Origin of the sequence: Nocardioides coralli, assembly GCF_019880385.1 — a bacterium.
GTDB classification, from domain to species: domain Bacteria; phylum Actinomycetota; class Actinomycetes; order Propionibacteriales; family Nocardioidaceae; genus Nocardioides; species Nocardioides coralli.
The window spans coordinates 768,534-790,917 of record NZ_CP082273.1 but is presented as its reverse complement, the minus strand read 5'-3'; the positions used below and the strand labels follow the sequence as shown (position 1 = coordinate 790,917).

Sequence of the window (22,384 nt, the reverse complement as noted above, 5' to 3'; positions counted from 1 at the left end):
GTCAGACCCCGCAGCCGGCACGGGGTACGCCGGGCATGTGGACCGGCAGCCGGCCCGGTGCGGTCGCCTGGCCGGTGAGCACGTCGACCAGTGCGGACATCGCTCCCGGGGTGGCCCCGTAGGTCGCCACGCGCACCCGCGCGCGGGACGAGGCGAGCACGTAGGGGGTGTCCGTGGCCACGGCGACGTCGCCGGTGACCGGCCCGTCGCCGTACCCGGCGAAGGCCACGCGGGCCGCGTCGCCGAGCCGTTCCTCCTCGTCGGCCTGCCACGCGGCGAGCGCCTCGCGGCGCCGGCGCTCCTGCCGCTGCCACCGACGCACCCGGTCACGGTGGTCTGCGCGGGACTCCCCCGCCCGCCGCTCGGGACGCGGGCGCGCGTCCGCGAGCCGGTCCGGCGGCCTCCGGGGCACCCGGACCTCCAGCCCGGCGGCACGGGCAGCCGGGATGAAGGCCCTCGCCGTGCCCGGGTCACCCAGCGGGACCACCGCGTCGCCGACGAGACGGCCCTCGCACGGCCCGGCGACCACGGTGACCGCGGCGGCCGACAGCTCGCGCGACGCCGCGCGCGAGGAACCCGCCGGCACCCCGCGACCGTCGCGGACGGTGTGCAGGAGCAGCGCGATCTGGCGGGCCGCGGACTGCACCAGGCGGGTGCGGGTCAGAGTCCCCCGGCGCACCGCCCGGACCAGGGCCAGCCGGGCCGCTGCCGGATCCGGCGGCATCAGCAGCACGTCGTTGCCGGCCCGGATCGCCTGCACGGCCACCGCCGCCGGGTCGCGCCGCCGCGTCACGGCTGCCATCTGGAGCGAGTCGGTGACCACGAGGCCCTCGAACCCGAGCTCCTCGCGCAGCAGGCCGGTCACGACCTTGCGGGAGAGGCTCGACGGCACACGGGGGGCGACGGCACGGACGTCGAGGTGTCCGGTCATCACCGCCGGCAGGCCTGCCTCGACCGCGGCCGCGAACGGCGCCAGGTCGGCCCGACGCAGCTGGCGCAGCGACCGCTCCTGCACGGGCAGGGTGAGATGGCTGTCGGCGGGGACCGAGCCGTGGCCGGGGAAGTGCTTGAGGACCGGGACCACCCCACCGGCGGTCAGCCCACTCGCGGCCGCCTCCGCGTGCTCGGCGACCAGGCGCGGGTCCGAGCCCGGCGAGCGGGACCCGATCGTGGGGTCGGCCGGCCCGGTGGTGACGTCGGCGACCGGGGCGAGGTCGACGGTGAAGCCGAGGCCGGCCAGCTCGGCGCCGTACCGCCGGAAGACGCGGGTCGTGAGGTCGCCGTCCCTGGCGGCGCCGGTGCTCATGAAGGCCGGGAACGGCGTGGTGGCGACCCGCTCCACGATGCCGCCCTCCTGGTCCACCCCGACGAACAAGGGCCAGGGTCGCGGGACCCGGCGTCGCAGGGACCGGTTCACCATGGCGATCTGCTGGGCCGAGGTGGCGTTCTCGCTGAACGCGATCACCCCACCGAGGTGCAGGTCACGCACCATCCGCACCGGGGCGCGCGTCCCGGACCACGAGGCGACGATCAGCTGGCCGGCGAGCTCCGGCACCGTGAGCCGACGCGCCTGGCGTACGGCGCGGTCCAGCTGGGCCTGGGAGGGACCCCATCCCTCGACCAGCCCGATCTCCTCCGCCGGTCCCGGCTCCGCCGGGACGTCGGTCGCCGACGGCGAGGCTGCCGCCTCGGACTCCTCGGAGGCGGGCTCGGTCCCGTCGCCGGTGCAGGCGCTCAGCAGCAGGGCGACCACCAGTGCCGCGACGCGGGGACGGAGGATCGGCGAGGACATCCGGGCCATGGTCGCAAACGCCGTCCGGCCCGATGCCTGATTCACCAGAACCCGACCACGTCCCCACCGATCCGGACGATGAAGGCGGACACGACGACGACGAAGAACACCCGCACGAACCGGCTGCCCCGGGAGATGGCGGTGCGGGCGCCGAGCCAGCCGCCGAGCAGGTTGCACACCCCCATCACCAGCCCCGTCTTCCAGAGCACCGCGCCCGCCGGCACGAACACGACGAGCGCCGCGAGGTTGGTGGTCCAGTTGGCGAGGCGCGCCTTCGCGCTGGCCTCCAGGAACGAGTACCCCATCAGCCCCACGAGCGTGAACACGAAGAAGCTCCCCGTGCCCGGGCCGAGCGCGCCGTCGTAGAAGCCGATCGCCAGACCCGTCACCATGGCCGCGGCCAGGTGGCGGTGACCGGCGAAGCGGAGCACGGTCTGCTCACCCAGCTTGGGCTTCAGGAGCACGTAGGCCCCCACCACGACCAGGGCGACGAGGACGATGGGGTCGAACGCCGACTTCGGGATCTGGGTCGCCACCAGCGCGCCGAGCGCGGATCCCACGAAGGCCAGCAGCATCAGCGGGAGGAACGTGCGCGGATCGGGCCGGACCCGTCGGTAGTAGGTCGCGCTGCTCACCGTCGTGCCGCAGATCGAGGCGAGCTTGTTGGTGGCGAGCACCTGCACCGGGCTCGCCCCGGGCAGCCCGAGGAGCAGCGCCGGCAGCTGGATCAGGCCGCCGCCGCCGACCACGGCGTCGACAAAGCCGGCGGCGAACCCGGCGAGCGCCAGCCACAGCAGGACCTCGTCCACTCAGGTGCCCTCGGTCAGCAGCCGCTCGCGCTCCGCGGCCAGGGCCACCAGCCGGGCGGAGCCCTCCGCGCGCCGGCTGGCGAGGTCGTGCCCGATCCGGTCGACGGCGTCCCGCAGGTGGTGGACGCGCTCCGACGCCCGGGCGATCCGGTCGCGGACCGCCCAGTCGCTGAAGAGGTTGTCGAACCACACGTCGAGCGCCCTGGTGAGGTCGGAGATGCCGATCTCGCCCACGGCGCCCACCCCGACGTCGGCGAGCTCGTGGGCCAGCCGGGCCAGGGCCGCGTCGGCCTCCCGCATCAGGCGGGCCGCCCGGTCGAGCTTGTCGTGCTTGACGAGGTCGGCGACCATGCCGCCCCCGAAGAAGGTGTCGTACGTCGCCCACGACCCGGCCCCGCCCAGGTGGCGCAGCGCCGCGTCGAGCGCCGCGTGGGCCTGGGCGCCCGCGGCGTGGGCCTCGGCGATCTGGGTCTGCTCGGCCTCGAGCACCCCCGTCCGCTCGGCGAGCTCCGCCAGCGTGGCGGCGGTCGCAGCGGCCGCCGGGTCGGCCGCGAGCTCCTGCTCGCGGGCGACCAGCAGCTCGGCGTGCCGTGCCTCGAGGTCGCCGTAGCCGTTGACCCGCGAGGTCAGGGTCTGCACCTCGCGCTCCTCGACCGCGGCGCGCGCCTCGGCCTCCGCGAGGGCGTAGCGCGCCGCCTGCTCCTCGGCCCGTTCGCGGTCGAGGTCGGCGTCGCGGCTGCCGCGGAGCCCGGCCAGGACCCGGGTCAGCGACATCGACTCCAGGGCCTCGACGTCGGCGTGCTCGGCGTGCAGCCGGGTGCGCGCCTCCTCGACGCGTTGCTGCGCCGCGTCGCGGCGAGAACGCGCCACCTGCAGCTGGGCGACCAGGCCGTCGCGCTCGGTGCGGTCGCGCGCGAGTGCCTGCAGGCCGGCGAGGGGGCCGGCAAGGGGGTCCGTCATGCGGTCGATCGTAGAGTCGGGCCCGTGCGGATCGTGTCCCTGCTGCCCTCGACCACCGAGATCCTCTTCGCGATCGGCGCCGGCGACGACGTGGTGGGGGTGACCTTCGAGTGCGACCACCCCGCCGAGGCACGCTCGCGGACCATCGTCTCGACCTCGGCGATGCCGGAGGGGCTCGCCCCGGCGGAGATCGACGCCTTCGTCGCCACGGCGATGGCCCGCGGCGAGGACCTCTACCACCTCGACGAGGGCGCTCTCGCCGGCCTCGACGCGGACCTGGTGGTCACCCAGGACCTCTGCGCCGTGTGCGCGGTCGACGTCTCCGTGGTCGACGATGCGCTGGCCCACCTGGGGTGCACGGCCGAGGTGCTGACGATCGACCCGCACACCCTGGAGGAGGTGCTGGTCTCGATCGAGACGCTCGGGAAGGCGACCGGCCACGAGAGCGAGGCAACTGCGCTGGTCGCGGACCAGCGGAACCGGCTCGCCGCCGTACGCCGGCGCGTGGCCGGCCGGCCGCGACTGCGCGTCATGCTGCTCGAGTGGACCGACCCGCCCTTCGCCCCCGGCCACTGGGTGCCCGAGATGGTCGAGGCAGCCGGCGGCGAGCCGCTGCTCGGGCGGGCCGGCGCGAAGTCCGAGCGGGTGACGTGGGAGGCCGTCCAGGCGGCCGACCCCGAGGTGGTCGTGGTGGCCCCGTGCGGCTACGACCGGGCCGGTTCACAGCAGCTGGCCGGCGAGCTGGCGGCGTCGGGCCGGTTGCCCGCCGGCGTACCGGTGCACGCCGTGGACGCCAACGCCTCGTGGGCCCGCCCGGGGACCCGGCTCGTCGACGGGGTCGAGGAGCTGGCGGCCGTCCTCCACGGCTGACCCCCACCCGCCGCGGTCAGGATCAGCCGCCCGAGACCCAGAAGCCACGCCCGCCCATCCAGTCACCGAAGTGGTCGCGGTAGGACGAGGCGGGGATCCGCCCGTCGAGGTAGGAGCCGACGACAGCCGCGCCGAGGTCGTCGAGCTCCGGCGCGACGACCCGGCCCTCGACGCGCCGGGCCATGGAGTCCACGAACCGCGCGAGGCCGGGGTCCTCCCCCAGCCGGAAGAACGTCGTCTGCGCCCCCATCCGGCGCACGTGGTCGAGCTCCCGCACCGCGTAGGCGATGGTGAGCGGGTGCGGCGGGTAGGAGAAGTGCACCTCGCCGTCCGGCTCCAGGTGGGACGTCGGCTCGCCGTCCGTGACGACCAGCAGCACGGGCTGGGCCTCCGGGTGCTTGCGGAAGTGCCGGTTGGCCAGCAGCAGGGCGTGGTGGAGGTTGGTGCCCTTGTCCCAGCGCGCGTCGAGCGCGGTCAGCTCCTCGATGTCCATCACCCGGGCCGAGCGCCCGAAGGTGATCAGCTGCAGCCGGTCGCCGCGGAACCTGGTCCGGATCAGGGTGTGCAGCGCCAGCGCCGTCCGCTTCATCGGCACCCAGCGGCCGTCCATGGCCATCGAGAACGAGGTGTCCACCAGCAGCGCCACGGCCGCCTGGGTGCGGGCCTCGGTCTCCTGGACCTCGATGTCCTCCATCCGCAGCGCCAGCGCCGAGACGTCGGCGGCGCCCAGTTCGGCGGCCTGCTCGGCGACCCGCCGGCGTACGCCGTTGAGCACCGTGCGCGGCAGGTCCCAGGGCTCGGTGTCGCCGAACTCCCACGCGCGGGAGGCCCCCGAGAGCTCGCCCGCGGCCCCGGCGGCGCGCAGGTCGCGCTGACCCTGTCGGCCGGACATCCGCTGCGCCACGTCGCGCAGCAGCGCCTGGCCGAGCTGGCGCATCGCACGGGGGCTGAGGCGGTACTGCCCGTCGGTGCCGCGTCGCAGGTAGCCGCTGTCGCGGAGCGCCTGCTCGAGGCGCTGCAGGGTGCGGGCGTCCACGGCGGCCCGCTCACCGAGCTGGCGGGCGAGCGCGTCGAGGTCGACGTCGTCGAGCCGCGCGCCGTCGTAGGACTGCGCGAGCTGGTCGGCGAGCCGGTCGAGCTCGGCAAGGTCCTGGAGGACACCCGTGCCGTCGCCGAGGCCGAGACCCTCGCTGCCCTCGAAGGACTCCGACCCCGTCCAGTCCTCGCCCGGCCGCAGCGCCTGCAGGTTGGCGTCCATCCGTGCGAGCTGCTCGGTGAGCGCGGGCGATCCGAAGGCCTGCTGCGAGAGCTCCATCAGCTCCTGGCGCTGGTCGGGGCTCATCGAGTTCAGCATCCGCTGGGCGGCTGCCGCCCGGGCGGCCAGGGCGTCGAGCAGCTCGTCGATGTCACGGGGACCCTCCGGGAAGAACTGGCCGTGCTTGGCCATGAACTCCTCGAAGTCGGCCTGGGTGTCCGTGCCCTGCCGGTGCTTCTCCAGCAGGTCGTTGAGGTCGGTCAGCATCTCGTTGACGGCCGCGCGGTCCTCGTCGGTGGCGCCCTCCAGCGCCTGCTTCATGCCGGCGAACCGCTGGTCGAGCAGCTCCCGACCCAGCAGGTCCTTGATCTCCTCGTAGGCCTCGGCCGCCTCCCGGCTCTGCCAGTCGTACGCCGCCAGCTCGGTCACGGCCGCCGCGGTGTTCGGCGACAGGGAGTCGAGCTGCATCTCGCGGAAGGCCCGGTCGGCGTCGTCCATGGTCACGTCGCGGGCCAGCTGCTTGCGCTCCTCGAGCACCGCCCGGTCGAGCAGCTCGCGCACCTGCTGCAGGGTGCCGTCGAGGTCGTGGCGCCGCAGCATCTCGCGGCGCCGCTCGGCCACCCGCCGGGCCAGGTCGTCCAGGCCGGTCTGGTCGGTGCCGCCGCGGCGCAGGAACTCCCGCATCGCGCGCTCCGGGCTGTAGCCGGCCATGACGTCGTGGCCGATCTCGTCGAGAGCCTCGGCGAGGTCGACCGGTGGGGCGAGCGGGTCGCCGCCGTCGTAGCGCCGGTATCGGCTCACCGCCGACCCACCTCACCGCCGGCGCGGATCGTGCGCGGGATCTCGGCGACCGCGTCGACCCGGGCAAGCAGGTCCTCGAGCTCCGCCCCCCGCGGGCCGTCGATCTCGACCTCGTAACCGATCCCCGTGCTGGCCCACCCGTCATCGAACCCGCCGCTGGCGGTGACCCGGACGCCCGCCACCTCCAGGCCGAGCTCCCGGGCCTCCCGGAAGGTGTCGTTGAGGACGCACCCCGCGACTGCGAGGTGGAGCAGGTGCGCGCCGGTGAAGTCGGCCTCGATCGAGACTCCCCCGGCGGTCCAGGCGTGCGGCATGGTCGGTCCCGGTCCCCGCAGGGAGCCGGCCGACGCCGTCACCCGGAAGTCACTCATCCGTAGACCGTCTCCGTGCCGTCGCTGTCCTTGCCCACCTTGCGGGCCAGGTAGAGCCCCTCGAGGGCGAGCTCGATGGCCGAGGCCCGGGCACCGTCGTCGGTCGCCCCCAGCCGCGCGCAGATCTCGTCGTAGAGCTCCGACTCACCGAGCACGGGGAGTCCGGCCAGGAAGTCGCGGGCGCTGACCTGGGCGCCGGTCGTGACCACGCGGCCGTCGTCGAGGGCCTCCACGAGAAGGGCTAGGTCGACGCCGCGCAGCTGCGCACGGACGGTCTCCGCAGTCGCGGTACGGAGCAGGTGGGTGAGGATCTCGCGCTCGCGGCCCTCCTCGCCGGTCTCGAACTCCACCTTGCCGCCGAGGACGTCGACGGCCGTCTCGAGGTCGACGACCCGGGCGACGGCGTGCTCCTCCCGCTGGCGCGTCGCCCGGTGGCGAGCGGCGGCGGCGATCGTCTCGGCGCCTGCGATCGCGAACCGGGCGGAGACCCCCGAGCGCTGGTCGACGGCGCTGGACTCCCGCAGCAGCCGGGTGAACCGGGCCAGGGTCTCCACGAGGTGGTCGGGCACGTCGGCGACGAGGTGCGCCTCCTGGCGGATCACGGCGACCTCGTCGGCCAGCCCGGCCGGGTAGTGGGTCCGGATCTCGGCGCCGAAACGGTCCTTGAGGGGCGTGATGATGCGACCGCGGTTGGTGTAGTCCTCGGGGTTGGCGCTGGCCACGACGAGCACGTCGAGGGGCAGCCGCAGCACGTAGCCGCGGATCTGGATGTCGCGCTCCTCCATCACGTTGAGCATCGCCACCTGGATCCGTTCCGCCAGGTCGGGCAGCTCGTTGATGGCGACGATGCCCCGGTGGCTGCGGGGGATCAGGCCGAAGTGGATGGTCTCCGGGTCCCCGAGGTGGCGGCCCTCGGCCACCTTCATCGGGTCGACGTCGCCGATCAGGTCGGCCACCGAGGTGTCGGGCGTGGCGAGCTTCTCGGCGTACCGCTCCTCGCGGTGGCGCCAGGTCACGGGCAGGTCGTCGCCCAGCTCGGCCGCCCGCCGTCGGGAGACGGGGGTGATCGGGTGGCACGGGTGCTCGGCGAGCTCGGACCCCGCGATGACCGGGGTCCACTCGTCGAGCAGTCCGGCGAGCGCACGCAGCAGACGGGTCTTGCCCTGGCCACGCTCGCCCAGCAGCACCACGTCGTGGCCGGCGATGAGGGCTCGCTCCAGCTGGGGGATCACGGTGTCGTCGAACCCGTGCAGCCCGGGCCATGGGCTCTCCCCGGCCGTCAGCGTGGCGAGCAGGTTGGCCCGGATCTCCTCGCGAAGGGTCCGGTGCACGTGACCGCTCGCGCGCAGGGCGCCGAGCGTGGTGTCCGCGGGTGCCTGGGTCACGGGCCCACGCTACTCACGACGCGCAACCCGCGCGGCTGCTCGGCGGAGAGAACCCCGCCCCGCGGGAGATCAGCCCCGGTGCCGGGGCCGGTGGGACCGGTGCCGGCGACGCCTGGCCCACAGGAGGAGCAGGCCGCCGGCCACGCCCGCGGCGACGGCGGCGGGGCGGGCGTCGTCGGCCGACACACCCCCGACGGCTGCGTCCCCTGCGTTCACGCCGGCCGCGACGACGGTCGGGACGCACGTCGGCGCCCCCGCCGTCGTCACGACGACGTCGCGGCTGCAGTCCACGGGAGCGTCGACGGCCGGGGCGTCGGTCCCCGTCTGGCCGGACTTAGGCTGCGGGTCCTCTGTTGCTTCCTCGCCGCAGATCTCGATGACGTCGGTCGCCTGCGTCAGCGAGACCCGGAGGTCCATGGAGGCCCGCTGGCCCATGCCGGACCGTCCAGTGAGGTCACCCACGCGGGCGGTCACGGTGACCGGCAGCACCTCCCCCGGCGCGAGCAGCGGCCCGGTGGCCACGGTGTGGCAGGGGTCTGCCTCGCGGTCGGTGGGCCCGTCGGGGGTACGGGCGCCACCGACCGCAAGCTCGTAGGAGGTCGCTGCCTCCAGCTCGTTGTCGGGCTCGTCCTCGAGCACCGACACGGTGACGCGGGCGTCGGTCAGGGCGTTGTTCATCACCCAGAAGGTGTCGCCCACCTCGTCACCGGGGCCGACCAGCTCCGCGTCGGCGAAGAGCGCCGACGGGAGCTGGTCGAGGAAGGGGCCGCCCGCACTGCTGCCCACCAACAGCCTCGGGCTCTCACTTGCAGCTGCCCGGGCGGGCGGCCCCACGATCACGATCAGCACGGCCGCGACGGCCAGGACACCGGACGCCGCGAACGCACCCTGGTAGGAGCGGTTCATGTAGCCCGTGTGCCAGGCGCGCGAGGGCTCCACCACCTTGTCGCCGGGCGAAGCCGGCTGCTCCCCGCGCCGCTTCTCGAGCATGCCGGCGCCGATGTGCCAGAGGCCGTAGAGGATCAGCAGCCCGGCGAGCGCGTTGATGGCGTTCTGCGCCCAGTCACCGGCCATCCAGACCGAGGCGTAGCCGACCTTGGGCACCGAGTACCAGACCTTCCCCATCACCTGGGGCTCCGTGATCGGCTCGGGGTCCACCGCGCCGTTGGCGTCGCCCTTGGTGATGAAGGAGCGGCCCTCGCTGCCGAAGGCGATCGCGGTGATGCGGTGGGTGGTCAGCGACGGGTCGTCCGAGACCGACTGGAACGTGATGACGTCGCCGACGGCCAGCTCGGCGGCGTCCACCGGTCGCACGATCAACGCGTCCCCGATCTCGTAGGTGCCGCTCATGGAGCCGCTCAGGACGGTGAGCGGCCGCGAGCCGGTCGCCTTCGGGACCACGATGAGCGCGAACGCACCGACCACGACGCTCGCGAGGACGCACCAGCTCACGACCTGCGTCAGCACGTGGCGGAGGCGGGCGGTGGCGGCACGGGTGTCGACGGCCTCCGCCGGCTCCGGGCACTGCGTGCGCGTGCTCATCGTCCTCACTCAGCCGATCTCGAGCGCACTCGGCTGCGCGGCCGTGTCGTAGGCGAACCAGACGTCGTCGTCACTGGCGTTGTTGACCGCGACCTTCACGTAGAGCCGTCGGTTGTGGGGAACGGCGAGGGTCAGGGTCCCGAAGCTCCACTCCTTGGCGACCCAGCCGCCGCTGCCGCCGCTCCAGGCGCCCGACGGAGCCACCGTCGCCTGGGCCAGCAGGTTGCACCCGGTGAAGTTCGGGTTGTCGTTGCACTGGTAAAGGCCGGCGACCACGGAGCTCTTCTTCGTGGTGTCGAAGTCCTTCATGGCGCTCCAGAGCCGCAGCTTCACGGGCGCGTTCACGGCAGCGACCGGGCCGCTGACCGACCAGAGCTGGTGCTTGGTCGGGTCGGTCTCGGAGAGACCGTTCCCCTTCTGGAGCAGGCGGCCGGGGAAGGCGTCGCGGTCGGTGTCGTAGTTGGGCAGCGAGCCGAGGGTGGGCGCCGTCGTGACCAGGTCGAGGTGGGTGCTCGAGGCCGTGTTGCCGGTCCCGGGGTTGGAGAGGTAGTAGGTGGCGGACCCGCCGATGACGCCGCCGGTGGAGACGCCGACCGTGCCGGTCGCCGTCACCGACCAGAGCGCGTAGGAGATCGTCGCCGGCGCCACGAAGCAGGCGACCAGCGTCGAGAGGACCGCCGCGCGGCGCAGGGGCCGGCTCACGACGACACCTGGGCGCCACGGAAGGCGAAGGTGAGGGTGCCGGTCCTGCTGGCGGTGGCCGCGGGTGCGCCGGCCCTCACGCGCAGCGAGACGCACAGCTTGCGGGTACCCCCCGGGGCCAGCGGGGCGCCGGTGACCTCGGTGTTGTTGGTCGCGCTCAGGTTCTGCCAGGCCGGCGCGGGGCATGCGGCCGCAGGTGCGGCCCCGGCCACCGAGATCTCGAGGCCACCGTTGAGGTCCGCCTGCCCGGTGGTCACGTCGTCGACGTACATCCGCATCCGGAGGTTCTTGCCGACCGAGTCGTTGCGCAGCGTGGCGGTGAAGGACTGCGCAGCCCCGGGCGTGCCGCCGACGTTGAGAGACAGCGCCGGCAGGGATGCGAACGTCGCCGTGGTCGTGCCGTCCACCGTCAAGGAGATCGTGCCGGAGCTCACGGCGGTGCCGGCCAGCTGTGCGCTGTCGACCCAGGAGGCGAGTGTCGTCCCCGTGGCAGCGCCCCCGACGAGGAGGGCGCCGGCCACGGCCACGGCGAGAGGACCCCTGGGCATCTGGCAGACCGGATCAGGAGGTCTGGCTGATGGTGAACGCGGACGCCGGCGTGCTCGCCGACGCGTTCTGGTCGGTGAGGTTGTCGACGTCGTTGAACGTGTAGGTCACGACGGCCGTGAGGGTCGCGGTGTCGAACGGCGAGGTGAAGGAGAAGCTCGTGGGCGAGTCCTTCGTGATGGTCGCCGTGCCCGGGGTGGTCACGTTGACGTCGACCGCCCGGGTCAGGTTGCCGCCCCCGAAGCCGCTCGAGAGCGCGCCGGTGGCCAGGGCGATGGTGCCCTGGAGGTTCTTGCCCGTGGCGGACACCGTGAAGGTCTGCGTGTAGGACACCTGGTCACCCGGCACCAGCTTGTCGGCGGCCGACCAGTCACCGGCCACGCCGGGGGTACCGAGGTCGTCCCAGACGCCGCCCGTGGTGTCGACCGTCAGCTCACCCGAGGTGACACCGTTCTGGGCGAGGTCCTCGCTGTCGCTCCACAGCGCGTACGTGCCGAAGCCGCCCATGAGCAGGGCGATGCCGGTGGCGCCGGCGATCGAGCCCTTCATCATCTTGTTCATCGCGGGGGGTCCCTTCCATGGGGGCGGGTCCGGGGGAGGTGGACCCGCGGTTCGAGGGAACCGTAGGGACGACGTGAGTCGCTTTTCCGCGGCTTGCGCAGGGCGTATCCGCAGCGTGGGCTGCTTGTTACCGCAGCGAGTAGATGACTGAAAGTTTGACCGGATTCGTCAGGTTTCCGGGTCCGCCGGGTCCGACGCGAGGGGCCCCGGGCAGGTGGTCACCCCGGGTCACTCGGGCCCGCCGAAGGAACTAGCCGCGCGCGAGGAACGCGAGCAGGTCCTGGCGTGTGAGCACGCCCACGGGCTTGCCGTCCTCGTGCACCAGCACCGCGTCGGCGTGCTCGAGCAGCGGAACGGCGTCCTTGGCGGGCTCGCTGGACCCGATCGTCGGCAGCGGCGACGACATGTGGTCCTCGACCTGGTCGGTGAGGCGGGCGTGGCCGGCGAAGAGCGCGTCGAGGAGGGTCCGCTCCGAGACCGACCCGGCCACCTCGGCGGCCACGATCGGGGGCTCGGCCCGGACGACGGGCATCTGCGAGACGCCGTACTCCTGCAGGATGTGGACCGCCTCGGCGATCGTCTCGCCGGGGTGGGTGTGGACCAGGTCCGGCAGCCGCCCGTCCTTGCCCCGGAGCACCTGCCCGACCGTCTTCTCGTCCTGACCGCCGTTGCGGACGGGGAAGCCGTACTGGGCGAGCCACTCGTCGTTGAAGACCTTGGTCAGGTAGCCGCGACCGGAGTCGGGCAGCAGCACCACGATCACCGCGTCGGTGCGCCCCTCGGCGGCGAGCTCCTCGGCCAGCTGCTTCGCGGCGTACGCCGCCATGCCGGACGAGCCGCCGACCAGCAGCGCCTCCTCGCGGGCCAGGCGACGGGTGTAGGCGAAGGAGTCGGCGTCGGAGACCTCGATGATCCGGTCGGCCACCTGCCGGTCGTAGGTGTCGGGCCAGAAGTCCTCCCCGACGCCCTCCACGAGGTAGGGGCGACCGCTGCCGCCGGAGTAGACCGACCCGGCGGGGTCGGCACCGACGACCTGGATCTCCGGGTTCTGCTCCTTCAGGTAGCGGCCCACCCCGCTGATGGTGCCGCCGGTGCCGACGCCGGCGACGAAGTGGGTGATGCGGCCCTCGGTCTGCTGCCAGACCTCCGGACCCGTCGTCTCGTAGTGGGAGCGCGGGTTGTGGGGGTTGGAGTACTGGTCGGGCTTCCAGGCGCCGGGCTCGGCCGCCAGCCGGTCGCTCACCGAGTAGTAGGAGTCGGGGTGCTCCGGCGCCACCGCGGTCGGGCAGACCACGACGTCGGCGCCGTAGGCCCGCAGCACGTTGCGCTTGTCCTCGCTGACCTTGTCGGGGCACACGAAGACGCAGTGGTAGCCCTTCTGCTGGGCGACCATGGCAAGGCCGACGCCGGTGTTGCCCGAGGTGGGCTCGACGATGGTGCCGCCGGGCTGCAGCAGCCCCTCGGCCTCGGCCGCCTCGATCATCCGGGTGGCGATGCGGTCCTTCACCGAGCCACCGGGGTTGAGGTACTCGACCTTCGCGAGCACCAGCGGGGCGTCGAGACCGTCCAGCGAGCGCCGCAGCCGCAGCAGGGGGGTGTCACCGATCAGGTCCAGGAGCGAGTCGACGTACTGCACGCCGCCACCTTAGGGGTGGAGAGGCGTCACGCGGACATCGGCGAACTCGTAGCCTTGCCCGCATGGGAAAGGCCGCCGCCGCACGCAAGCTCGCCGCAGCCGCCGCCTACGGGGGCGGCGGGCTGTCGGTGGTGGGGGGAGCGCTCTACGGGCTGCTCGCCACGGAGGCCAAGCTCGCCAGGAAGGCGATCGGCGAGCCGCTCGGGACCCCTCCCCCGGACGCCACGGGGTGGTACGGCCGGGGGCTCGGCGGCCCGGCCGTCAAGATCGCCCTCCTCGGCGACTCGAGTGCCGCGGGCTACGGCGTCCACCGCGTGGAGGAGACCCCGGGGTCCCACCTGGCCTCGGGCGTCGCTCGCGAGGCCGGACGCCGGGTGCACCTGCGCGAGCTGGCCGTCGTCGGCGCCGAGTCACGGGACCTGGCCGCCCAGGTGGACCGGGCGCTCGGCACCGACCCCGACCTGGCCGTCATCCTCATCGGCGTCAACGACATCACCCACCAGGTGCTGCCGGCCACGTCGGTGCGCAACCTGTCCGAGGGCGTCCGGCGGCTGCGCGAGGCCGGGGTCGAGGTCCTGGTCGGCACCTGTCCCGACCTCGGCACCATCCGCCCCATCCCGCCGCCGCTGAAGCAGATCGCCCGCGCGTGGTCGCGCCGGCTCGCGGCAGCGCAGTCGATCGCGGTCGTCGCCGAGGGCGGGCGCACGGTCTCGCTCGGCGACATCCTCGGACCCGAGTTCGACGCGGCGCCCGCGCTGCTCTTCGGTCCTGACCGCTTCCACCCCTCCGCGGAGGGCTACCGCGCCCTCGCGGACGTGCTGCTCCCCTCGGCGCTGGCCGCCCTCGGGCTGGGCCCCGACGACCCGGAGCTCCTGGAGGCGCGGCGTGGCGAGAAGCTCCGCCCCGTCGCCGTCGCCGCGATCGAGGCGGCGCGCACCACGGGCACCGAGCTCGGAGGCACGGAGGTCGCCGGGTCGCGCCGCGGGGTGCGCGGCCTCTGGGTGGAGATGCGGCGACGCCGGCGCCACCCGCGTGCGACCGCCGAGGCCCCGGAGGCGGAGGAGCGGGTCGAGGAGGACGCCCGGACGTAGCGACGGCCCGCCCGGAGCGCTCCGGGCGGGCCGTCGTGGACTGTCGGTCGGGTCAGTCCTGCTGGAGGATCGCGAGGATCCGCAGCAGGTTGGTGTAGATCCAGACCAGGCTGACCGTGATCGCGAACGCCGCGCGCCACGACTCGCGCTCCTCGATGCCGGCGGCGATGCCCTGCTCGACGAAGTCGAAGTCGAGGATCAGCATGAACACGCCGAGGACCAGGCCGGCGACCGAGAACAGCAGGCCGAGCCCGCCGAAGCCGAGGAACCCGATCGCGTTGCCGAACATGCCGAGCACGAACTCGAGCAGGCCGAGCGCCACCATGCCGAACATCGCGGCGATGACGAAGGTCCGGAACTTCTGGCCGACCTTGATCTCGAAGAACTTGTAGGCGGCCAGGGTGCCGGCGAACGCGGCGAAGGTGCCGATGACCGCCTGGAGGACCAGGTTGTTGCCGAGCCCAGACTCGTTGACGAACATCGCGTCGATCAGCTTGCTGAACGCGCCGAGCGCCACCCCCTCGAGGGCGGCGAACGCGATCACCAGCGGCGGGCTGACCACGCGCTTGAACGAGTTGACCATCGACAGACCGAAGGCACCGAACGAACCCACCATCAGCGCCAGGTAGAGGGTCCCGAGGTTGTCCTCGCTGGTCCGGATGTCACCGGTCATGAACCAGGTGACGGCCGCGGTGAGGAAGACGATGGCCAGCGAGAGGCCGGTCTTCTGCACGACCGAGTCGATCGTCATCCGCTCGCCGGCGCCGGTCGGCGCGTACTGCTGGTCGTACCCGGACGGCGTCTGCTGGCCGTAGCCGGGGTAGGCGGCGCCGTTGCCGGGATAGGTCTGGTTGCCGTAGGCGGTGGCCCCGGCGCCGTTGAACGCTTCCGAGCGGCGGAACACGGGGTTGTTGCTCTGCATGGTCTCCTCCTTGGAGGCCGGGCGGGCGTCGATCTGACGCCTGCCGGTGCATTCCAGTCTAGTTGTTGCGGTATCCGGAGAACGAGCGCACCCGCGCCGCTGTTCCCGTTCTGGGCTGATTCTCAGGGTGCCCCGGGTGGGGGTCGAACCCACACTGAGTCGCTTTTAAGGCGACCTCCTCTGCCGATTGGGATACCGGGGCGGACCTGGCTGTGCCGCCTCGCATCATAGGTAGGTCTTGCGCGGGTGGACGGCATGCGCCCCGGCGACCCGGTCGAGGAACAGCAGCCCGGCGCAGTGGTCCATCTCGTGCTGCAGCGCCCGCGCCTCGAACGCGTCGGTCTCGAGCTCGACCTCCTCCCCCGACCCCGGCAGCTGGCCGCGGACCACCAGCCGCGTGGCTCGCTTCACGTCGCCGGTCAGGTGCGGCACGCTCATGCATCCCTCGCGCGCCCGCTCGTTGCGGCTGGCGGCGACGACCTCGGCGTTGCACAGCACGAACGTGCCGTGGTGCGTCCGGGTCTTGGGGTGGGTCGACACGTCGACGCTGAAGACCGGTGCCGAGATCCCCACCTGCTGGGCCGCGAGGCCGACGCACCCGGGAGAGACCCGCATCGTCGCCACCAGATCCGCGGCCAGCTGGCGCACGTCAGGCGCCGTGGGGTCCACGGGCTCCCCGGGCGTGGCCAGCGCCGGGTCGGGCGCGGTCAGCACCCGGCGTACGACGCCGGTGGCGCCGAGCCCGACCTCCGACCAGGCCACCACGGAGGGGTGCGGGATCACAGGTCGTCGGCCTCGGCCTCGCGCAGCGTTGCGCCGACGCCCAGCTCGCCGGCGGCGTGGTCGACCTCTGCACGGAGCGCGTCGACGTCGGCTCCGGCGGGCAGGTCGAGCTCAGCCACGAGCAGGTAGAGGTCACCGGCGAGCCGGGTGGTGAGGTCGGTGATGTTGCCGCCCGCGGCGGCCACCGGTGCGAGGGCCGCGGAGACGATCCCCGGCCGGTCGCCGCCGTGCACGGTGAGGACCCAGGAGGTCCCGTCGGTGTCGGGGGTGTGCTCCTGCGGCACCTCACGGACCGACACGGTCAGGGTGCCGTCCTCGGCGAGCGGGGCGAGCGCGGAAGAGATCTCGTCGTCACCGGCGGTGCCCTCGCAGACCAGCATCATCGCGAAGTGGCCGCGTAGCAACGTCATCGTGGAGTCCTCGAGGTTGAGGCCCAGGCCGGCCAGCGCGCGCGTGGTCTCGGCGATGATGCCGGGTCGGTCGTGGCCGAGGACGGTGATCGCGTGGAGGGTCACGACGCTCATCCTGTCACCGGGCCAGGGCGCGGGCCCGGCCGAGGACCTCGTCGAGCATGGCCGGCGTGAGACGCCCGGTGAAGGTGTTGTGCTGGCTCGGGTGGTAGCACCCGAGCAGGGTCAGTCCGTCGAGGCCGACCTCGGTGCCGTGGCCGAACCGGGGCCGCGGCCGCGGCACGGCGACCCCTGCGCTCTCGAGGCCTCGCAGCGACGCGGCCCAGCCGTAGCCCCCCAGCGCCACCACGACCCGGACGTGCGGCAGCACGAGCCGCAGCTCGCGCTCCAGCCACGGCGCACACGTGTCGCGCTCCTCGACGGTCGGCTGGTTCTGTGGCGGTGCGCACCGCACGGTGGCGACCATCCGGGCCTCGACCAGGCGCTGCCCGTCACCGGCGTGCCGGGAGGTCTCCTGCGTGGCGATGCCGACGCGGTTCAGGCTCGCGAAGAGCCAGTCGCCGCTGGAGTCGCCGGTGAAGACCCGGCCGGTGCGGTTGCCACCGTGGGCTGCCGGCGCCAGGCCCACCACGAGGATCCGGGGCGTCGCCGACCCCCACCCGGCGATCGGCCGCCCCCAGTAGGGCTGGTCGGCGAACGAGGCCCGCTTCTCCCGGGCGACCTGCTCCCGCCAGCCGACGAGCCTCGGGCACGCCGAGCAGACGCTCACCCGCGCGTCGAGCGAGGCCAGGTCGGGTCCGGCCGCCAGGCGGCGTACGCCGGCAGCGGTGCGCGCGACGGGCGTGTCCGGTCGCGCCGGGTCGTCCGGCCACCCGGTCCCGGCCGGGACCGGTGACGGGAACAGCTGGCCCGTGACCGGGTGCGGCAGCGGGCTCACGGCGCCAGCGACCACGCGATCCCCTCGAGGATGTCGGACTCGCTGACGACGAGCTCGGCGACCGTGGTGCGAGCGAGCACCCGCTCGACGATGACGAGCCCGGCGCCGATCACGTCGGCCCGGCCGGGGTGCAACCAGGGCAGTGCCCGCCGCTCGTCGACCGTCAGCGCCACCACGCGGTCGATGGTCTCCCGGACCTCGGCGACCGCGTGGGCCGACCCGTCGATCGCCGCAGGGTCGTAGGCCGGGAGGTCCAGCACCCCCGCGGCGAGGCTGGTGCAGGTCCCGGCGATCCCGACGACGGTGGCGGCCTCCGCCAGCGGCACGCCGCACCCGTCGAGGTGGGCGTCGACGTCGGCCGCGACGGCGGCGACCTCGGCCGCGGTCGGTGGGTCGTGACGGACGTGGCGCTCGTGGAGCCGGACCGAGCCGACGTCCATCGACCGGGCGACCCGGACACCGTCGCGGTCGCCGAGGATCACCTCGGTGGAGCCACCGCCCACGTCGAGCACGAGCAGGGGAGCCGTGGCGTGGCCCACGCCGCGCATCGCTCCGGCGAAGGCCAGCGCGGCCTCCTCGTCGCCGGAGAGGACCTCCGGGCTCACCCCGAGGCGGGCGTGGACCCCGGACGCGAACTCCGCGGCGTTGGCGGCGTCGCGGGTCGCGGAGGTCGCGCAGAAGCGGATCCGCTCCGGGGGGACCCCGTGGGCCCGGACGAGACCGGCGTAGTCGTCGAGCGCGGCGAAGGTGCGTGCCAGCGCCTCCTCGCCCAGTCGACCCGTCGCGTCGACGCCCTGCCCGAGGCGCACCACCTCCGACCTCCGCTCGACGACGTCGAGCCCGTCGCCCGCGAAGCTGCCGACGAGCAGCTTGACCGTGTTGGTGCCGCAGTCGATCGCGGCGACCGCGTCACCCATCGGTGGGGGCGACGCAGGGACCCTCCGCCCACCACTCCCCGAGCGACTCCAGCACCTCGTCACCCAACGGGTTGACCCCCGGGCCGGCGGCCAGGGCATGGGCGGCCAGCACGTGGAGGCACTTGACGCGGTCGGGCATGCCGCCGGCGGAGATCCCGTCGATCTCGGGGACGTCGCCGAGCCCGGCCCGGTCCTCGAGGTAGGCCTCGTGGGCCGCCCGGTAGGCGGCGGCCAGCGCCGGGTCGGCGCCGAGCCTGCCCTCCATCTCCTTCATCAGGCCGGAGCCCTCGAGCGTGCCGATGCGTGAGGCGGCCCGCGGACAGGTCAGGTAGTACGTGGTCGGGAACGGGGTCCCGCCGGGCAGGCGTGGCTCGGTCGTGACGACGTCGGGCAGCCCGCACCCGCAGCGGTGACCGATCCCGGCGATCGCCCGGGGCGGGCGCCCCAGCTGCCGCTCGATCGCCGCCTCGTCGGCGGGGTCGACGGTGGTCATCGTGGGCTCATCCGGGCTCAATCCTTCGGTGCCTCCAGGTCGGTGGCCGGCGGCGGGTCGTGGCGCGGCGGCGAGCCGGCGAGCTCCACCGACTCCCACGCATCCTCCCACCACGGCGTGGGCGGCTCGGCCAGCACCTCGGCGGGGTCGTGGAGCTCCGCCCGGCTCTCGACCGGCTCCCCGTCCTCGTCGAGGACGACGTAGGCGGTCTCACCGGGCATCACGTAGCCGAACCGCTCGCGGGCCTGCACCCGCACGAACGCGTCGTCGCGCCAGCGGCGCTTCTCGCGCTCCAGCTCGTCGATGTCGGCCGACGTCTCCGCGATCTCGGCCTTGAGGTCGGCGATGTGGGCGCGCTGCACCAGGTAGGCCTTGAGCGAGGAGGCGTAGGAGACGGCGAGCACCGCCAGCACCAGGACCAGGACCGCCGCGCGGCCGGTGAGCCGCGGCCGGCGCCGAGTCTCGCCGGTCGTCGTGGCACGGGTCCGGGCCGCTGCCCGTTCCTGACCCCGACGCGCGGGGCGACGGGGCCCGGCCGGCCCCCGCGTCTGCCGCCCGGCTCGTCGCTCGCTCACCGGGCCAACGGTAGTGGGCTCAGCGGCTGAACCGGGGGAACGCGCCCGCGCCGGCGTACCGCGCCGCGTCACCGAGCTCGTCCTCGATGCGCAGCAGCTGGTTGTACTTGGCGACCCGCTCCGACCGCGCCGGCGCACCCGTCTTGATCTGGCCGCAGTTCGTGGCGACCGCGAGGTCGGCGATGGTGGTGTCCTCGGTCTCGCCGGACCGGTGGCTCATCATGCAGCGGAAGCCGTTGCGGTGGGCGAGGTCGACCGAGTCGAGGGTCTCGGTGAGCGAGCCGATCTGGTTGACCTTCACGAGGAGGGCGTTGGCCTGGCCGCCGTCGATGCCGCGCTGCAGCCGCTCGACGTTGGTCACGAACAGATCGTCGCCGACGAGCTGGGTCCGGTCGCCGAGCAGCTCTGTGATGGCGCGCCACCCGTCCCAGTCCTCCTCGTCGAGGGGGTCCTCGATCGAGACGATCGGGTAGGCCGAGACCAGGTCGGCGTAGTAGTGCGCCATGTCCTCGGCCGAGCGCTTCTTGCCCTCGAAGACATAGGACTTCTTCTCGTAGAACTCGGTGGCTGCCACGTCGAGGGCGAGGGCGATGTCCTTGCCCAGCTTGAAGCCGGCGGACTTGACCGCGTCGGCGATCAGGTCCAGGGCGTCGCGGTTGGAGGAGAGGTCAGGCGCGAAGCCGCCCTCGTCGCCGACGCCGGTGGCGAGCCCCTTCTTCTTCAGCACCGCCTTGAGGGCCTGGTAGACCTCGGCGCCCTGCTGCAGGGCCTCGCGGAACGTCGCGGCACCGATCGGCGCGATCATGAACTCCTGCACGTCGACGTTGGTGTCGGCGTGGGCCCCACCGTTGAGGATGTTCATCATCGGCACCGGCAGCAGGTGGGCGTTGGGCCCACCGACGTAGCGGAACAGCGGCAGGCCGGCGGAGTCGGCGGCGGCCCGGGCCACCGCGAGCGACGTGCCCAGGATCGCGTTGGCCCCGAGGGAGGCCTTGTTGGGGGTCGCGTCGAGGTCGAGCATCGCCTGGTCGACGAGCCGCTGGTCGTCGGCCTCGAGGCCCTCGAGGGCCGGGCCGAGCTTGCCGACCACGGCCGAGACCGCCTTCGCCACGCCCTTGCCGCCGTAGCGCTTGCCGCCGTCGCGCAGCTCCACCGCCTCGAACTGACCGGTGGAGGCACCGCTCGGGACGGCGGCGCGGGCGTACGTCCCGTCGTCGAGCACCACCTCGACCTCGACGGTGGGGTTGCCGCGCGAGTCGAGGATCTCGCGGGCGCCGACGGCTGCGATGGATGCCACGGTGTCTCTCCTGGGTCGAGGTCAGCTGCTGCGCGGCCAGCCTAGTGGCGGCCCGCCCGACGGGCGCGCGGCGTCCCTCCCCGCGGGACGACTCCCGAGCCGTCGACCCGGGCCGTCGAACCGGGCCGTCGACCGGCCCGTTGACCCGGGCGCGACACCTGACTACCTTCGAGCCGGGAATGTCGAGGGTTGTCCCTCCCGGGACGCCTGCCACTCGGGTGGCCCTCGACGCGAGGGAGCACTCACCCGGGCCGCAGGTCGCACAGAGGAGTGCCGCTCGATGCAGGAGACCACCGGGGTCGGCGAGATCGCCACCGAGATCCCCCACACCAACGTCCCACCCGTCCACTACGCCGACCTGCCCGAACCGGCCCCGCTCCGCCGGGTCGTGGGTCCGAGCGTGCTGCTGCTCGCCGGCGCGATCGGGTCCGGGGAGTACATCCTCTGGCCCTCCATCGCCTCCCAGGTCGGTCTGGTGCTCGTCTGGCTGGTCGTGCTGGGCGTGACGACCCAGTACTTCCTCAACATGGAGATCGAGCGCTACACGCTCGCCACCGGCGAGACGGCGGTCACCGGCTTCACCCGGCTGTGGCGGCCCTGGGGCCTGCTGTTCGTGGCGATGGCGGTGCTGGCCTGGATGTGGCCCGGCTGGGCGACCGGTGGCACGACCACGCTCTCGTTCGTGTTCGGCTTCTCCGAGGAGGTCATCCCGTTCGCGACCATCGGCGTCCTCGTCCTCATCGGCGTCGTGCTCACCGCTTCCCCGGTCGTCTACAGCACTGTCGAGAAGATCCAGTTCTTCATGGTCGCGCTCATCGTCGGCTTCGTGGTGTACGCCGCGCTCACGCTCATCGGGGGTGATGGCTACGCCGAGCTGGCCGGCGGCTTCACGGCGGTCGGCGACATCCCCGACGCGGCCGCCACCATCGGCGCGGCGCCGCTACTGGGTGCGATCGCCTTCGCGGGAGCCGGCGGCATCATGAACCTCGTCCAGTCCAACTGGGTGCGCGACAAGGGGCTGGGCATGGGGGCCCGGATGCCGCGGGTCGTCTCGCCGTTCACCGGCCGCGAGGAGGCCAGCCCGACCACCGGCTACTTCTTCCGCCGGGACGCCGAGAACCTCCGGCGCTGGCAGGGCTGGTGGCGGGTGGCCGACCGGGAGCAGCAGCTCACCTTCCTGCTGATCGGCGGGGTGTCCCTGCTGGTGTTCATGACCCTGACGTTCGTCACCGTCGGCACGGGCACCGACGCGGAGGGCCTCGACTTCATCCGGCTGCAGGGTGACGCGCTCGGCTCGGCGGTGGGTGGCTGGCTGAGCACCGTGTTCTGGCTGATCGGCACCGCGGTCCTCTTCTCCACCAACCTGGCGGTCCTCGACATGGTCGCGCGCCTGACGGCCGACGTGCTGCGCACGGGAGCCCTGCGCGACAGCCAGCGGTGGAGCGAGAGCCGGCTCTACTTCGTCACCGTGTGGGCGATGATCCTCTTCGGGTCGGTCATCCTGCTGCTCGGCGTCGACCAGCCGCTGCTGCTGCTCGTGATCGCCTCGGCGCTCAACGGGATCGTGATGTTCATCTACAGCGCGCTGCTGCTCAAGCTGAACCGGGGCGTGCTCCCCCGGGAGATCGGACTGTCCGGCGTCCGCCTGGGCGCGATCGTGTGGGCCGTCGTGTTCTACGGCTTCTTCTCCGCAATCCTGCTCTGGGACCAGGTCGGCCAGCTGCTCTGA

Annotated in this window: 22 protein-coding genes and 1 tRNA gene; 3 read left to right on the top strand and 20 right to left on the bottom strand. The window is 73.4% G+C overall.

Going from position 1 to position 22,384, the window contains the following annotated elements; translation table 11 throughout:
• Position 1: 1 nt before the first annotated feature.
• Genes K6T13_RS03885 through K6T13_RS03875 form a run of 3 tightly spaced genes read right to left on the bottom strand, consistent with a single transcriptional unit; the run spans position 2 to position 3,561 of the window.
• Positions 2–1,792 carry a glycoside hydrolase family 3 protein gene (locus tag K6T13_RS03885; protein WP_222897219.1) on the bottom strand — a complete coding sequence of 597 codons (1,791 nt, stop codon included), beginning with the start codon at positions 1,790–1,792 and terminating at the stop codon, positions 2–4.
• Between the two features lie 41 nt (positions 1,793–1,833).
• On the bottom strand, positions 1,834–2,601 hold the full coding sequence (locus tag K6T13_RS03880) for a TSUP family transporter (protein ID WP_249423922.1): 768 nt from the start codon (positions 2,599–2,601) through the stop codon (positions 1,834–1,836).
• Positions 2,602–3,561, bottom strand: a complete 960-nt coding sequence (locus tag K6T13_RS03875) for a hypothetical protein (protein WP_222897218.1) — start codon at positions 3,559–3,561, stop codon at positions 2,602–2,604. It abuts the gene before it with no gap.
• A 24-nt stretch (positions 3,562–3,585) separates the two neighbouring features.
• Between K6T13_RS03875 and K6T13_RS03870 the strand changes: the two genes are divergently transcribed.
• On the top strand, positions 3,586–4,431 hold the full coding sequence (locus tag K6T13_RS03870; protein WP_222897217.1) for a cobalamin-binding protein: 846 nt from the start codon (positions 3,586–3,588) through the stop codon (positions 4,429–4,431).
• A gap of 22 nt (positions 4,432–4,453) precedes the next feature.
• Here the strand turns inward: K6T13_RS03870 and K6T13_RS03865 are convergent, their stop codons facing one another.
• The 8 genes from K6T13_RS03865 to K6T13_RS03830 form a co-directional block, all read right to left on the bottom strand.
• The gene (locus K6T13_RS03865; RefSeq protein WP_222897216.1) at positions 4,454–6,487 is read right to left on the bottom strand and encodes a vWA domain-containing protein; all 2,034 of its coding nucleotides are present in this window, start codon (positions 6,485–6,487) and stop codon (positions 4,454–4,456) included.
• Positions 6,484–6,858 carry an OsmC family protein gene (locus tag K6T13_RS03860; protein ID WP_222897215.1) on the bottom strand — a complete coding sequence of 125 codons (375 nt, stop codon included), beginning with the start codon at positions 6,856–6,858 and terminating at the stop codon, positions 6,484–6,486. Before K6T13_RS03860 ends, K6T13_RS03865 begins: the two co-directional genes overlap by 4 nt.
• Entirely contained in the window at positions 6,855–8,243 is a 1,389-nt protein-coding gene (locus tag K6T13_RS03855) for a sigma 54-interacting transcriptional regulator (protein WP_222897214.1), read from the bottom strand. Before K6T13_RS03855 ends, K6T13_RS03860 begins: the two co-directional genes overlap by 4 nt.
• A 69-nt stretch (positions 8,244–8,312) precedes the next feature.
• A complete protein-coding gene (locus tag K6T13_RS03850) occupies positions 8,313–9,785 on the bottom strand; it encodes a signal peptidase I (protein ID WP_222897213.1) in 1,473 nt (490 codons plus the stop codon).
• A 9-nt stretch (positions 9,786–9,794) separates the two neighbouring features.
• Entirely contained in the window at positions 9,795–10,487 is a 693-nt protein-coding gene (locus tag K6T13_RS03845) for a hypothetical protein (RefSeq protein ID WP_222897212.1), read from the bottom strand.
• On the bottom strand, positions 10,484–11,035 hold the full coding sequence (locus K6T13_RS03840) for a hypothetical protein (protein WP_222897211.1): 552 nt from the start codon (positions 11,033–11,035) through the stop codon (positions 10,484–10,486). Before K6T13_RS03840 ends, K6T13_RS03845 begins: the two co-directional genes overlap by 4 nt.
• 13 nt (positions 11,036–11,048) lie before the next feature.
• A complete protein-coding gene (locus K6T13_RS03835) occupies positions 11,049–11,594 on the bottom strand; it encodes an alternate-type signal peptide domain-containing protein (RefSeq protein ID WP_222897210.1) in 546 nt (181 codons plus the stop codon).
• 250 nt (positions 11,595–11,844) lie between these two features.
• Positions 11,845–13,230, bottom strand: a complete 1,386-nt coding sequence (locus K6T13_RS03830) for a cystathionine beta-synthase (RefSeq protein ID WP_222897209.1) — start codon at positions 13,228–13,230, stop codon at positions 11,845–11,847.
• Between the two features lie 62 nt (positions 13,231–13,292).
• Between K6T13_RS03830 and K6T13_RS03825 the strand changes: the two genes are divergently transcribed.
• On the top strand, positions 13,293–14,321 hold the full coding sequence (locus tag K6T13_RS03825) for an SGNH/GDSL hydrolase family protein (protein WP_222897208.1): 1,029 nt from the start codon (positions 13,293–13,295) through the stop codon (positions 14,319–14,321).
• Positions 14,322–14,373: 52 nt separating this feature from the next.
• Here K6T13_RS03825 and K6T13_RS03820 read toward each other — a convergent pair whose 3' ends face one another.
• From K6T13_RS03820 to eno, 9 genes are all read right to left on the bottom strand, one after another.
• On the bottom strand, positions 14,374–15,243 hold the full coding sequence (locus K6T13_RS03820) for a Bax inhibitor-1/YccA family protein (RefSeq protein WP_222897207.1): 870 nt from the start codon (positions 15,241–15,243) through the stop codon (positions 14,374–14,376).
• A 128-nt stretch (positions 15,244–15,371) separates the two neighbouring features.
• Positions 15,372–15,445, bottom strand: a tRNA-Leu gene (locus tag K6T13_RS03815).
• Between the two features lie 23 nt (positions 15,446–15,468).
• Positions 15,469–16,026, bottom strand: coding sequence for a peptide deformylase (gene def / locus K6T13_RS03810; protein WP_249423921.1), 558 nt, complete (start codon positions 16,024–16,026; stop codon positions 15,469–15,471).
• Positions 16,023–16,550 (bottom strand): glycine cleavage system transcriptional repressor, encoded by a 528-nt coding sequence (locus K6T13_RS03805; protein WP_249423920.1) that lies wholly within the window; start codon positions 16,548–16,550, stop codon positions 16,023–16,025. The genes def and K6T13_RS03805 overlap by 4 nt, the downstream gene beginning before the upstream one ends.
• 4 nt (positions 16,551–16,554) lie before the next feature.
• Positions 16,555–17,373: a uracil-DNA glycosylase gene (locus tag K6T13_RS03800; RefSeq protein ID WP_222897205.1), complete on the bottom strand. Its 819-nt coding sequence runs from the start codon at positions 17,371–17,373 to the stop codon at positions 16,555–16,557.
• Positions 17,370–18,290 carry a Ppx/GppA phosphatase family protein gene (locus K6T13_RS03795; RefSeq protein WP_222897204.1) on the bottom strand — a complete coding sequence of 307 codons (921 nt, stop codon included), beginning with the start codon at positions 18,288–18,290 and terminating at the stop codon, positions 17,370–17,372. The genes K6T13_RS03800 and K6T13_RS03795 overlap by 4 nt, the downstream gene beginning before the upstream one ends.
• Positions 18,283–18,783: a DUF501 domain-containing protein gene (locus K6T13_RS03790; RefSeq protein WP_222897203.1), complete on the bottom strand. Its 501-nt coding sequence runs from the start codon at positions 18,781–18,783 to the stop codon at positions 18,283–18,285. Before K6T13_RS03790 ends, K6T13_RS03795 begins: the two co-directional genes overlap by 8 nt.
• A 17-nt stretch (positions 18,784–18,800) precedes the next feature.
• Positions 18,801–19,358, bottom strand: coding sequence for an FtsB family cell division protein (locus K6T13_RS03785; protein ID WP_222897202.1), 558 nt, complete (start codon positions 19,356–19,358; stop codon positions 18,801–18,803).
• A gap of 19 nt (positions 19,359–19,377) precedes the next feature.
• Positions 19,378–20,655 carry a phosphopyruvate hydratase gene (eno, locus tag K6T13_RS03780; RefSeq protein ID WP_222897201.1) on the bottom strand — a complete coding sequence of 426 codons (1,278 nt, stop codon included), beginning with the start codon at positions 20,653–20,655 and terminating at the stop codon, positions 19,378–19,380.
• Between the two features lie 280 nt (positions 20,656–20,935).
• Between eno and K6T13_RS03775 the strand changes: the two genes are divergently transcribed.
• A complete protein-coding gene (locus tag K6T13_RS03775; RefSeq protein ID WP_222897200.1) occupies positions 20,936–22,384 on the top strand; it encodes an Nramp family divalent metal transporter in 1,449 nt (482 codons plus the stop codon).

Coding starts and splice junctions, on each gene's coding strand:
- K6T13_RS03885 (WP_222897219.1), bottom strand. CDS start 1,792: ATGTCCTCGCCGATCCTCCGTCCCCGCGTCGCGGCACTGGTGGTCGCC.
- K6T13_RS03875 (WP_222897218.1), bottom strand. CDS start 3,561: ATGACGGACCCCCTTGCCGGCCCCCTCGCCGGCCTGCAGGCACTCGCG.
- K6T13_RS03860 (WP_222897215.1), bottom strand. CDS start 6,858: ATGAGTGACTTCCGGGTGACGGCGTCGGCCGGCTCCCTGCGGGGACCG.
- K6T13_RS03850 (WP_222897213.1), bottom strand. CDS start 9,785: ATGAGCACGCGCACGCAGTGCCCGGAGCCGGCGGAGGCCGTCGACACC.
- K6T13_RS03840 (WP_222897211.1), bottom strand. CDS start 11,035: ATGCCCAGGGGTCCTCTCGCCGTGGCCGTGGCCGGCGCCCTCCTCGTC.
- K6T13_RS03835 (WP_222897210.1), bottom strand. CDS start 11,594: ATGAACAAGATGATGAAGGGCTCGATCGCCGGCGCCACCGGCATCGCC.
- K6T13_RS03825 (WP_222897208.1), top strand. CDS start 13,293: ATGGGAAAGGCCGCCGCCGCACGCAAGCTCGCCGCAGCCGCCGCCTAC.
- K6T13_RS03820 (WP_222897207.1), bottom strand. CDS start 15,243: ATGCAGAGCAACAACCCCGTGTTCCGCCGCTCGGAAGCGTTCAACGGC.
- K6T13_RS03805 (WP_249423920.1), bottom strand. CDS start 16,550: ATGAGCGTCGTGACCCTCCACGCGATCACCGTCCTCGGCCACGACCGA.
- K6T13_RS03795 (WP_222897204.1), bottom strand. CDS start 18,290: ATGGGTGACGCGGTCGCCGCGATCGACTGCGGCACCAACACGGTCAAG.
- K6T13_RS03790 (WP_222897203.1), bottom strand. CDS start 18,783: ATGACCACCGTCGACCCCGCCGACGAGGCGGCGATCGAGCGGCAGCTG.
- K6T13_RS03775 (WP_222897200.1), top strand. CDS start 20,936: ATGCAGGAGACCACCGGGGTCGGCGAGATCGCCACCGAGATCCCCCAC.